At 50.3% G+C, this 12,155-nt stretch carries 7 protein-coding genes; 2 read left to right on the top strand and 5 right to left on the bottom strand.

Annotated elements, in window-relative coordinates; all coding sequences use genetic code 11:
- Positions 1-148: 148 nt before the first annotated feature.
- Complete coding sequence (locus tag DDR33_RS21680; RefSeq protein WP_109417905.1) at positions 149-667, bottom strand: SRPBCC family protein; 519 nt, start codon at positions 665-667, stop codon at positions 149-151.
- An 89-nt stretch (positions 668-756) separates the two neighbouring features.
- Here DDR33_RS21680 and DDR33_RS21675 point away from each other — a divergent pair, with 89 nt between their 5' ends.
- Together DDR33_RS21675 and DDR33_RS21670 are read left to right on the top strand one after the other, a co-directional pair.
- Complete coding sequence (locus DDR33_RS21675; protein ID WP_109417904.1) at positions 757-7,896, top strand: Ig-like domain-containing protein; 7,140 nt, start codon at positions 757-759, stop codon at positions 7,894-7,896.
- A 78-nt stretch (positions 7,897-7,974) separates the two neighbouring features.
- On the top strand, positions 7,975-8,736 hold the full coding sequence (locus tag DDR33_RS21670) for a class I SAM-dependent methyltransferase (RefSeq protein ID WP_109417903.1): 762 nt from the start codon (positions 7,975-7,977) through the stop codon (positions 8,734-8,736).
- Positions 8,737-8,751: 15 nt separating this feature from the next.
- Here DDR33_RS21670 and DDR33_RS21665 read toward each other — a convergent pair whose 3' ends face one another.
- The 4 genes from DDR33_RS21665 to DDR33_RS21650 all read right to left on the bottom strand — a co-directional run bounded on the left by DDR33_RS21665 (position 8,752) and on the right by DDR33_RS21650 (position 12,145).
- Positions 8,752-9,747 (bottom strand): YihY/virulence factor BrkB family protein, encoded by a 996-nt coding sequence (locus DDR33_RS21665; RefSeq protein WP_109417902.1) that lies wholly within the window; start codon positions 9,745-9,747, stop codon positions 8,752-8,754.
- 12 nt (positions 9,748-9,759) lie between these two features.
- Positions 9,760-10,167, bottom strand: coding sequence for an acyl-CoA thioesterase (locus DDR33_RS21660; protein ID WP_109417901.1), 408 nt, complete (start codon positions 10,165-10,167; stop codon positions 9,760-9,762).
- Positions 10,167-11,222 (bottom strand): endolytic transglycosylase MltG, encoded by a 1,056-nt coding sequence (gene mltG, locus DDR33_RS21655; RefSeq protein ID WP_109417900.1) that lies wholly within the window; start codon positions 11,220-11,222, stop codon positions 10,167-10,169. Before mltG ends, DDR33_RS21660 begins: the two co-directional genes overlap by 1 nt.
- A 149-nt stretch (positions 11,223-11,371) precedes the next feature.
- On the bottom strand, positions 11,372-12,145 hold the full coding sequence (locus DDR33_RS21650) for a PASTA domain-containing protein (RefSeq protein ID WP_109417899.1): 774 nt from the start codon (positions 12,143-12,145) through the stop codon (positions 11,372-11,374).
- Positions 12,146-12,155: the final 10 nt, after the last annotated feature.

Here is a 12,155-nt window from a genome sequence, read left to right as displayed (position 1 = left end):
ATCCTCAGTTGAAACTGTCTCATCAGGTGGCGGCGGCGGATCATATAACTCTGCACCAGCAGCCACCCAAGTCAGCTCGTCGGGCGTTCAGTCAGGCAATGGAGCGGCAATTATCATCTGGTAAAGCGATTTCCTAAACATATTGATCTTATCCAATCGCATGCTGGTTGGGCCAGGGTCTCCCGGTTCCGGTTTCACAAAGCAATTTTAAACTTCTGAGGAATTGTGCCCAGGTGTAGCTGCATTCGGCAAAAGATGGGCTGTAGTCCGCCCAATCGTTATGTTCAAACATTAATAATGTTTTCACGTCAACAGGGTTTTGGTCAGCCTGGCCGCTGATCTCAGGATGCCCGGTGAGCAACACCGGCATTTCGCGCTGTAAAAGGCTGAAGGTAATGGTGGTTCCAATCCATTCCTGATCGCCCTGGATACAGATCCATTTAACAAATTCGCCGGGCCGCAATTCTGCGACTTCCATTTTTTTTACGTAGCCGTTCTCAAAAGGGAAACTGGCGACCGTGCCTTCTTCAGGGGTAGCCTGTGTGTTGGGACTCCACCAGGCCGAAAGGCCATCAGCAGTGGTCAATGCGCGGTAAATGTTTTCGCAGGGGGCTCCGATGAGCAGCGTATGCCTGATATTTGTCATTATCAAAGATAAGCCTTTCATTTACTTAATTATAACCTTATCCCGTCTTCCTCCGTAAACGTCCAGCACAGATTTATCTCTGAATGAGTAATGAGTTTTAGAAGAGTATTATGAAAATAAACTTTACCAGAATAGCCATCGCAATTGTCTTCTATACTTTTTGTGGGGTGGTGAACGCCCAGACGTGGCAGACACTCGGGAAGGCCGAAAATATTGACGATCAGGTGAGTCCAATGTCCGTTTCCGCTTCAATGATGACACGAAGTGCCGACGGGACGCTTTATGCGGTGATGGATGAATACAACGGTACCGGTTCCGGGGCCAGGCCAACGGTAAAAAAATATATCAATAACAAGTGGGTGGCTGTAGGGCAGGAGCGGTTCGGGTCCACGCCCAGTGGTTCCTCCAGGATGGCATTCGCTCCCGATGGAACAATATATGTGTCCGCTGTTAATGTTACAACCAGGAAGTGTACTGTATATAAATTAAGTGGTTCCCTATGGGTGGTTGCGGGCAATGAGGATTTTGCAACCTGCTCTACTCCATCCCGGATTGCTGTAGATGCAAACGGGGTGCCTTATGTTATTTACAGAGAGAATGTTAGTTATGGCAGGTGCATGATCATGAAGCTCAACGGTAGTACCTGGGAAATTTCCGCTGTGTTATCGGCAACCATCACCAATTCTTCAAATATGGATCTGGTCAGAGATGCCAGCGGAGTGCTCTTTGCTGCTTTCAGAGATGACAACCAGGGCAGCAAGGCTACTGTTATGAAACTTGACAATGGAGCCTGGAAAGTGGTAGGAACCGAAGGCTTTACTTCTTCTTCTGTAAATGCCCTCAGGCTGGTTTTTGATAGCAATAATATCCCTTACCTGTTATCCGATGCGGGAGGCAAGCTTGGGCTGATGAAATTCGTGAGCGGAAGCTGGCAAACGCATAGCGCCAATATTTCTACGGGAACTATAGGGGCAGATCTGGACATGACCTTTGACGCCAGCGGGAATATTTATGTTGCCTATGCGAATGTTCCAACTAGTAATAAAACAGTAGTCAAAAAATTCTCCGGAGGGCAGTGGCAGAGCCTGGGAAACGCCAATGGATTTTCTGGTGGAGGAAGTCCCAATGTCGGCCTTGGCCTCTATAATGGAAATGTATATGTATTATACCGGGACAATGCTTATGGGGGCAAGCCGATATTCAGTAAATTTAACGGTACAGACTGGGATGTCCTCGTTTATACTGACGATATCGAAAGTACGAATTCTCCAACAGTTGTAATAGACAATACAGGCACTGTATACGCAGTATTTCAGGATGAAATAAAGAGCTACACTTTATCAGCAAAGAAATTCGTAAATGGCTCCTGGCAGTTTGTGGGTGCCCGGGGTTTTTCCTCCACATCTCCTTCGCTGGGGATGCAGGTTGCTGTTGGAAATAATAATAAATTGTATGTGGCTTACAGACAGGCAACAACAGGAGTTTCGCGAATCCAGGTATGGCAGTATGATGGCACCGCCTGGTCGGCTCTCAGCGACCCTGGTACGGGTGGGGGAAGCGGGGACTATTATGTGGATATTGCTGTTGACAAAGACGGTGTTCCCTATGTCTCCTACTCGGATACAAATGAGCAAATTATAGTTAAGAAATACACAGGCGGAAGCTGGGTCCTGGTAGGTTCCACCGTTTCAGATGGTAATGGCTATAGTAATAGCCTGGCGTTTGATCCCTCCGGGATTCCCTATGTTGTTTACGCCGATGCCTCTGTTTCGATCAATAAGCTTAGTGTTAAGCGGTTTGTAAACGGAGCATGGGAATATGTGGGTATTAAAGGATTCTCAGAGAATTATGCAAATGCGCCCGATTTAGTTTTCGGTGCGGATGGAACACCTTTTATAGGCTATGCAGCATCGAGTAAGCTTTATATAAAAAAATATGAAGGGGGGAACTGGAAAACAGTCGGTCCCGAGGTAGGAATAGGTTCGGTAGCGTATCCAAGGCTGGCAGTCGACGCAGATGGTACGCTTTATATCGCATACAAGCATAGCTCTAACGGACTGCCAATGGCATCCCGGTTCTTCAACGGCGCCTGGGTTCCTGCGCCGGGCACCCCAGCCTCGATACTGACAACCAATGGTCCCAGCTTGTTTTACCGGAACAATATTGTTGCAATGGCTCATGGTCTCCGGGGAGGTTTTGTCAAAACGATGAGTACCCTGAAAAATACCGGCACACCAGCGAACCTCCGGGTAACGGAAGGTGACAGGAAGCTGTCTTTGCAGTGGGATGCCGTGAGCCAGGCAACAGACTACAAGCTTTACAGCATGGACGCTAACGGCAATTCTACCCTGGTAACACAAATTACAGGTACACAATATGTACATCCTAATCTGACCTTCGGTACGGTTTACCGTTACCGCGTAGCAGCGTTGAATGGAACGGAAGAAGGGATCTTCTCTGCTGAGGTGAGCGCCATCCCTTTTGGCGGGTCAGTTACCTGCAGTGCAGCGCTTGTAAATACGCAAACAGTGACGCTCAATATCGCTGCCAGCGATGCTGCTGCTAAAATGAGTTTTTCAAATGACGGAAACACCTGGAGCGAGTGGGAAGATTATGCCGCGACTAAATCATGGACAGTGACTGCCGGAGACGGTGCTAAAACTATTTACATGAAACTGAAGAACAGTACAATCGAAAGTGGGGTCTATTCTACTACCCTGACGCTTGATCAGACCCCGGTGACAGTTTCCGGAGTAGAAGAGGGGCAATTGTATAATACCGACAGAACGATTATCTTAAGCACATTTAAGACAGCCACGCTCACGAATAACGTTACTTCACAAACCAGTTCTATCTCCAGTCCTTACTTGGTTAGTGGCGAAGGCAGCTTTAAAATAGTGGCGGAAGATAATGCAGGTAACAGGACGGAAGTAAATTTCTATATCGATAAAACAGCACCGCTTTCTGCTGCTACAATAGCGATGGCAGGCAGAAATGAAGCTGGTTATACCCGGGAGCTCAGGCCGGTAGTGAACGGTACAGGGGAGGCCGATGGAAAGGTAAAGTTATATCTTGACGGTAGTTCGGCTGCAATGGCTCAGGTGGATGTCTCATCCTCCGGAACCTGGTCATACACCTTTGGTACCGATCTGGCCGAAAAGGCATATACGGTCAAGTCCGTTATTTCTGACAGAGCAGGAAATGCCGGTCCTGAAAGTGCAGCTTTTGCTTTCACTGTCGATAAAACAGCCCCCAGTGCTCCTGTGGTTGAAGCAGCTACATGGGGAAGGGTTGTGGGGTATACTCCAAAAGCAAAACCGGTTATAAGTGGCACCGCAGAAGCAAATTCCAAAGTAAGCTTATATCAGAATGGAAGTCCAGCCCCGTTGGCAGATGTAACAGCAAGCGGGACCGGAGCCTGGAGTTATACTCCCGCTACACCTTTGGCGGAAGCGTCCCACTTTTTTACAGCGACTGCCACCGACCAGGCTGGTAATGTTAGTGTGTTAAGTGCAGCTCTGTCGGTTACTGTAGATTTTACAGCTCCCGATGTTCCGGTGATCTCTTCCGTTACAGGTAGAAATGGGAATGGTTATACCAGGGAAAGCAAACCAGCAATAGGTGGTACGGTTGAAGTGGGATCATATGTTGCTATCTATCTTAACGGAAGTGCGGCAAAATATGGAGGAGTGGCTGCTAAGGCAGATGGCACATGGTCGTATACCGGGGCCGCTGACCTTGCCGAAGGCGAATATTTTATAACCGCTGGAGCGTCTGATCCGGCTGGTAATAGTAGTACCTTAACTGTACCATTCAACTTTGTGGTAGATAAAACCGCTCCGGCAGCTCCGGTGATCTCCGGTGTTTCCGGAAGGAATTCTGCGGGTTATACCCGGCAAAGTAAGCCTGCCGTCAGCGGTACGACGGAAGCGAATGCGATCGTATCACTTTACCTTGACGGTAGTTCAACCAAATTAGCTGACGTAACAGCTAATACTGATGGTGTATGGTCGTATACATTCGGCAGCGATCTTGATGAGAGAGCGCATTCGGTTACGGCAAAGGCAACGGACCTGGCTGGCAATGCCGGTGCGGGCAGCGCGGCATTTAGTTTTATAGTTGATAAAACCGCCCCCGTCACCACCATCACCTCTTTGTCCGGACTGAACAACGGATTCACCAAAGAAATCAGGCCAACCGTCAGCGGAACCACCGAAGCCAATGCAAAAGTATCCCTCTTCCTTGACGGAAGCACAACCCGCCTGGCAGACGTAACAGCCGGCGCCGGCGGCGAATGGTCATACACCTTCACAGCCGGGCTGAGTGCAGGCCCGCGGAGCCTGAAAGCCTCCGCCGTAGACTTAGCAGGAAATACCGGCACATTAAGCGCCCCCTTTAATTTCACAGTAGACAAAACCGCCCCCGTGACCACCATCACATCCCTGTCAGGACTCGATAACGGTTTCGTCCGGGAAAGCAGGCCCACCGTCAGCGGTAGCTCAGAAGCACATGCACGCATCTCTCTCTACCTGGATGGAAGCGCGCTGTTACAGGCAGAAATAACAGCCGATGCCAGCGGAAAATGGACGTATACGTTTACCACAGACCTGGCCCGGGGAACGCGCAGCCTGAAAGCCTCAGGAACAGACCAGGCCGGCAATGCCGGAGCATTAAGTGCCGCCCTGAGCTTCACCGTAGACAGGACCGCCCCCGCCGCCCCAAGGATCATAACCGTAGCCGGCAGGAACAGCGGAGCGTACATCAAGACCGGGAAACCCGAAGTAGCCGGCACGGCAGAAGAAAACAGCACCCTCGGCATCTTTGTCGACGGAAGCACGGTCCAGACAGCCTCGCTGGCCACACCAGCCACAGGAGTCTGGTATTATACCTTTACAACAGAACTCCCTGAGGGCGAACATACCCTCATCGCAGTTGCCACCGATAAAGCAGGAAACACCAGCCCCGCAAGCACACCGTTCAAACTGGTAGTCGACAAAACAGCACCCGCCACCACCATCACCGCCATCAGCGGGCAGAACGAACGCGGGTATACCGCCCAGCTGAAGCCCACCGTAAGCGGTACAACAGAGCCCAACACGCCGGTAAGCCTCTACCTCGACGCCGGGATGACCAAACTCGGCGAGGTAAGCAGTGACGGCAGCGGGAACTGGCAGTATACCTTCGTGTCCCCCCTGTCAGAAGCAGAACATAAGATCTGGGCAGCAGCCACCGATAAAGCCGGAAATACCGCCACCATCATGGCCACACTAGCCTTTAAGGTCGATGTCACCGCCCCCAAAGCCCCCCGGTTTAACCTGTACGCCAACGCAGCAGGATACTATAACGGGCAGAGGCCCTTTGTGACAGGGACGGTCGAACCCGGAACAAGACTCCGGCTACTGGTCAAAGACCATCCGGAGCTGAGCAGTGACTTTCCCTCCTCGATGGGGCAGGTGACAGATGCAATTTTCCCACGCGAGCTTCCCGAAGGAACATACACGTTTACCGCAGCAGCAGTAGATGAGGCAGATAACATCAGCCCGCTAAGTGAAAGCAGGACCATCATCATCGATGTGACCGCCCCCTCAGCACCAGTGATCTCCTCCCTGTCAGGACTGAACGAAGCAGGTTACACCAGCCAGCAGAAACCCCTCATCAGCGGGACCACAGAAGCCCATGCTTCCGTCTCCCTGTATCTCGATGGAAGTACGGCAAAGCTGGCCACCATCAAAGCAGAAGCAAACGGCCGCTGGTCGTATCCATTCCCTATGACCCTGCCGGAGGGCAGCCATTCCATCACCGCAAAGGCCACCGACCTGGCCGATAATACCGGCACCGTCAGCGCCGCCTTCCGCTTCACCGTAGATGCCACCATCCGGCAGCCGCAGATCAGCAGGATTTCAGGGCAGACACCGTTTGGACATACCAACCAGATCCGCCCGGTGATCAGCGGGACCGCAGACAAAGATGCCGTGATCAGCATCCATCTCGACGGAATAGAAGAAGCAAGTACCGTTACGGCCGATGCCGGCGGCATATGGGAATTCACCTTCCCCCATGCACTGGCAGAATCCGCCCACGAACTAAAGGTAACAGCAAAAGATGCCGCCGGCAATGAAAGTCAGAGCAGTGCGCAGTCCTTTACCGTCGACGCCACCGCACCGGAAGCCCCCGTCCTGTCAGAGATCCCCGGCGGGACCGGCCTGACCGCCGACCCTTCGGCCCGTACCAAAGGAAAAAGTGAGCCCGGGGCCATCGTAGAGATCTATGCCGGCAGTCACAAAGCAGACGAAGTGGTAGCAGGAGAAGACGGTACCTGGATGGTATCCTTTGACCCTGTCCTGGCAGTTGGTTCACACGAGATTACCGCAATAGCCGTAGACAAGGCCGGCAACAGGAGCCAGCCAGGTACCCCGGCCACCATCCGGGTGATCAGTCAGAAGATCAATACCGTCCTGGAAACAGGTACAATAGAAGCCAAAACATACGGAGACCAGGATTTCACGCTGGCAGCCGTCAGCAACAATGACCAAAGCCCTGTACGCTATTCAAGCAGCAACAGCCGTGTGCTGAGCGTCAGTGAGAACGGCACCGTTCACATCGCCGGGGCCGGGACCGCCAGTATCACCCTCACCCAGGCCGCAAGCCCGGCATTCACCTCCTCCACCATCATCCGGGAGATCGTGGTAAACAAAGCCCGGCATACGGTCCATTATACCCCCGTTCCCGCCCTTGAGCGTCATGGCGAACCCTTCGGCCTTCAGGCCTACGCCAGCTCCGGTCTTCCGGTGCAGGTTAAAAGCTCCAACCCGATGGTGGTAAAAGTAAAAGAAGGAAAGCTGGAGCCCCAGGGTATCGGAAGGGCAACCGTCACCCTGAGCGTTGCCGATACCTCCAACTACCAGGCTGTCCAGGTCGATATCGATGTCACTGTAGCCGATCAGAGCGGAGAGAAAGTGATTGTCGGCAAGGTACTTTCCCCTAACGGCGACGGGATCAACGACGTGCTGAAGATCGAAGGCCTGACGAGCCTGGGCAGACACCGGATCCTCATTTTCAACCGTGAAGGCACCCCGGTATTTAAGACAGACTTCTATCCCAGCGGAGAGGTGTCAGAAGAGGGCACGAAAGGCTTCACCGGAAGTTTTAAGGTGAACAGCCTGCCTCAGGGTACCTACTTCTACAAAGTAGAGTACCTGGATGGAAATGTTCAGAAGCAAAAGACCGGGTTCGTGGTGGTGAAGTATTAAGATATCTTATGCGGTTATTCAGTACAGTACAGGAGAAAGCTTTTTTTAAATTTGCAGCTCATTTATTGTAATATATTTATGTCACAATCATTGTCTTACCAGGTTTATTCCGACCGGGAGTTTGTGCAACAGTATGAAGATTCCATATTGAATAATGCCTGGAACGCCTGTTACGAACGGCCTTCTACATTATCCCTTGTGCCGGAGAACCTGAAGGATCAGAATGTTCTGGATGCCGGGTGTGGTCCTGGTGTCGTATCGGAGATCCTTTTGGAACGGGGGGCAATGGTTACAGCTGTCGACTACAGTCCTGAGATGATTAAGCGAACGCTTTTGCGCACAAATGGAAAAGTAGATGCAAGGATCCTGGATCTGAACAAGGGCCTGGGGGAGCTGGCGTCCTCCTCTTTTGATGTTGTTTACTGTTCCCTGGTTATTCACTATATCGATGATCTGCAACAGCTGTTTTCTGAATTTGCAAGGGTTCTTAAGCCCGGCGGGCTGTTTGTCTTTTCAACAGATCATCCTGATCTCGCGGCTGTTGATAACCGGGCTGAAGACCTGCAGGTTCGCAATACGGTAAGATGGGATAGCTTCAATGTTAGTATTGAATTATATCAAAGATCATGGAATCATATCATGAAGGCTTTAATCTCTAACTCATTTGAACCGGGGATCGTGGCGAATGCCCGGCCGGGTGAGGAATGCAGGGTGAGATTTCCGAAAGAATATAACCAGCTATTGCAGAAGCCGTATTTTATCTGTGTGAGGGCCATTTGCAGGAAAGGCTATCGGTCTGATGAAATGAGTGCTGCAACTCAGCGGGATATTTTCCTTTAGAGGGCTGGGGAATCTTTACTTCGGGAGGTTCTTTTGGAATTTCTCCTGGACGGGTTCTTCCCTGAACGTATTAAACCTTGGCCGGATAATGCGTATGCTCCTTTTTGAAAGGTCGATACTGGCATTAAGCTCGAAACCTATAAGGATAATGAGGGAGTTGAGGAATAACCAGATCATGATGACGATCAGCGTTCCGATGGAACCATAAAGCTTATTGTAATTTCCGAAATGATTGATGTAATAGGTAAACCCCCAGGAGGTGAGGATGGCGAGGATGGTCGCCAGCCAGGACCCCGGACTGAACAACTTCCATTTTTTCTGATAAGAGGGGCCATACCGGTAAAGGATGGAAATGGTAGTGAAATAGATGACTGCGAGAATAAACCATCTCACCATTGCGATGATGTACACCCAGATCGATTCGCCGATGCGGATCTCCGACTGTAGGGCCGTGATGACGAATTCTCCGACGGTGATGATGGCCAGACCCAGTATCAACGCAAATACGGTGATAACGGTGAGAGACAGCGCCACGAACCTTTGTTTCAACCATCCGCGGGTTTCCGGCTGAAGCGACGATTTGTTAAAGGCCTGCATCAGGTTGCTGATCCCGTTGGTGGAGAAGAACAGCGCTGCCAGGAACCCGAAGGAAAGCAGTCCCCCGTTTTGTTTTTTTATGATGTCTTCCAGGGTCGACTTCACAGCGTCAAATGCATTCAGGGGAAGTATCATGGCGATCAGGGACAACAGTTTATCCTGGAAGCCTTCGATGGGGATATACGGAATCAGCGTAAATAAAAAGATGATCCCCGGAAAGATGGCCAGCATAAAGCTGTAGGCCAGGGATGAGGCCCTGGTGACCAGGGAATCGCGCGAGATCTCCTGGAAAAAAAAGGTACCAACCGTGTAGAGGGGCAGAGGGCTGAATCCGGGAAGCACAGTCTTCTTCGTCCAGTCCATCAGTTGTCTGTACGGTTTTATCTTTAAAAGTATCGACTGTATTCCCGACATAGCACGTTCTGTTTATTCAAAAAAGGGGCGGAGCCTGTCCTGGAAGTCTTCAGGCGGCATACAGGGCCTGTTGCGCTTCATGTCCACAAACGCCAGGGTGGTTTCGCCCTCATGTATCAGATCATTCTCTTCGTTATAGAGCTCGTAAATAAACCGGATCCTCACGCCCGGCAGTTTATCCAGGATCACCCTCACGGTGATCTCTTCGTCGTAGCGGGCGGGCTTAATATATTTACACCGCATTTCGAGAACCGGCATCATAATACCGGCTTCTTCCATCGAGCGGTAGGTCATGCCGAGGCTTCTCAGCATTTCAACGCGTCCTACTTCATAAAATTCGGCATAGTTGCCGTAGTACATATATCCCATCTGATCCGTCTCTCCATAACGTACTCTTATCTTAGTGTCGTGTACAAACATTATTTTTTTATGTTTCGTTCGTTAAGTGCCTGCTGGAACCGTCTTGCATTGACCAGGTGTTCTGCCTGCGTCACCGCAAAATTGTGGTATCCTGAAAAGTCTTCTTTGGCACACATGTAAAGATAATTATGCTTCTGGTAATTTAACACCGCATCTATGGCGTTGATACTCGGCATCATGATGGGGCCGGGAGGCAAGCCTGAATAAACGTAGGTGTTATAAGGTGAATCTTTAATTAAGTGCCGGTTGAGTACACGCCTGATGGTGAAGTCTTTATTGGCGTAAATAACCGTCGGGTCGGCCTGCAGCCGCATTCCTTTTTTTAAGCGGTTGAGGTAGAGGCCGGCGATGGTCGGCATCTCATTGTCGTGCAAAGCTTCTGCATCCACAATCGCTGCGAGGGTGCTCACCTGCGCCTGGCTCATGCCCAATGCTTTTGCTTTTTCTTTTCTCTTTTCATTCCAGAATTTCTGGTACTCGTCGTACATCCTTTTGAAGAATTTATCGGCAGAGATATTCCAGTACATTTCGTAGGAATTAGGAATGAACATGGTATAGACGTTATCCCTGGTGAAGCCAAACTTGCTGATGAAGCTGGTAGAGTCGAGAAGGCGGACGAGAGAGACAGAATCGGGTTCCAGCTGTTTGGAAACGTATCCCGCAAAGTCTTCTTTGAGGCGGTAGCCGCGGAAAGACAGCTTGACGGGTTCCTGGTTTCCCGCTTTCAGCATGTTAATGAAGCGGCGGTTTCCCATACCCGGGGTCAGCTTGTATTTTCCGGGTTTTACAGATTTCGGGTAATTCATATTGAGCGCTACCCAGTGGAACACTACGCTGTCTTTTACCATCTCTTTTTCCCTGATGGTTTTGTAGACGTCTTCGAACCCTGACCTGGTCCGGATGTACAGGTACTGCTCATTGTCTGTTACACTTGGGCCAAAGTACCGCAGGTAATAGTTCACACCGGTGATGCCCAGAATAATCACTATGAGGATCGCAAAGGCGATGAGTGTTTTGGCTTTTAAAGAAAGTCCTCCGGATTTATTATCAGTCATTCTTTTATAAAAGTTTTGTTCTTAATTAATTTTCAGCAGTGTTTTCAGGTATTAGCAGAAACAGGAGACCTTCCGGTACTCCTGCTTGATCTTTTATTGAACAGACGGCACTGCAACAAGTTTTGATTTAATGCCGCCGCGTCACTTGCTTATTTGGGAGGTGCATCGTTTGAAAGGATCAGATCGACATGGGTGCCAATGGCAACCTTCGATACAGAGTCGGCAGTAGGGTATTGTTTAACCACCCGGGCCATCGTGCTGTCAGTAACAGTTCCTTCATACATAACCGAGCCGGCTGCCAGCGATGAACCCTTCAGGGAAAAGATAGCTTCCGTCAGTGTCAATCCCGTCACGTTGGGGAGATCCACTTCACTGGCTCCTCTGCCGTCGCCGAGCAACAGGGAGAGAACAGAACCTTTGGGAACCTGCTGCCCCTTACTGAGCTTACGTCCTTTATAAGAAACTTCCAGGACGCGGTCTCTGGCAACATCGGAGGTATAAGTCGTATCGCCGATCTTAAGGCCATAATTACTAAGCACTGCACGGGCTTCCAGGAAGTTCATCAGGAACACATCGGGGAAGCCTACCTCAGGCGCACTGCGTGTGATGATCGTCAGATAGACCGTACGGTTTACCTTCACATTTGTATTGGCATCGGGATCCTGCTCTATTACGGTTCCCGGCGCCTTATCCATCTGATAAACGGAATCGATCTGGTACCTGAGCCCCTGTTCTTCCAGCATGGAAATAGCCTGTTCTACAGAAAGTCCTTTTAGCTTTGGTACCGGAACTCCTTCTCCGTGCCTGGTATAAAAACGAAGGCTGAAGAAAATGATCAGCAAAAAACCTGTCACAGAGCAAATTGCAATAAGAAGGTTTTTCCGGAAAGTATTTGTTTTAAGATAATCTAAAAATTTACTCATTGTTAAAAAA

It is taken from the genome of Pararcticibacter amylolyticus (assembly GCF_003130405.1).
In the GTDB taxonomy this organism is placed as follows: Bacteria; Bacteroidota; Bacteroidia; order Sphingobacteriales; family Sphingobacteriaceae; genus Arcticibacter; species Arcticibacter amylolyticus.
Note: the sequence above shows the minus strand (reverse complement) of the source record. Positions and strands in the feature narration are given on the sequence as shown.

Coding starts and splice junctions, on each gene's coding strand:
- DDR33_RS21675 (WP_109417904.1), top strand. CDS start 757: ATGAAAATAAACTTTACCAGAATAGCCATCGCAATTGTCTTCTATACT.
- DDR33_RS21680 (WP_109417905.1), bottom strand. CDS start 667: ATGAAAGGCTTATCTTTGATAATGACAAATATCAGGCATACGCTGCTC.
- DDR33_RS21670 (WP_109417903.1), top strand. CDS start 7,975: ATGTCACAATCATTGTCTTACCAGGTTTATTCCGACCGGGAGTTTGTG.
- mltG (WP_109417900.1), bottom strand. CDS start 11,222: ATGACTGATAATAAATCCGGAGGACTTTCTTTAAAAGCCAAAACACTC.
- DDR33_RS21650 (WP_109417899.1), bottom strand. CDS start 12,145: ATGAGTAAATTTTTAGATTATCTTAAAACAAATACTTTCCGGAAAAAC.
- DDR33_RS21665 (WP_109417902.1), bottom strand. CDS start 9,747: ATGTCGGGAATACAGTCGATACTTTTAAAGATAAAACCGTACAGACAA.
- DDR33_RS21660 (WP_109417901.1), bottom strand. CDS start 10,167: ATGTTTGTACACGACACTAAGATAAGAGTACGTTATGGAGAGACGGAT.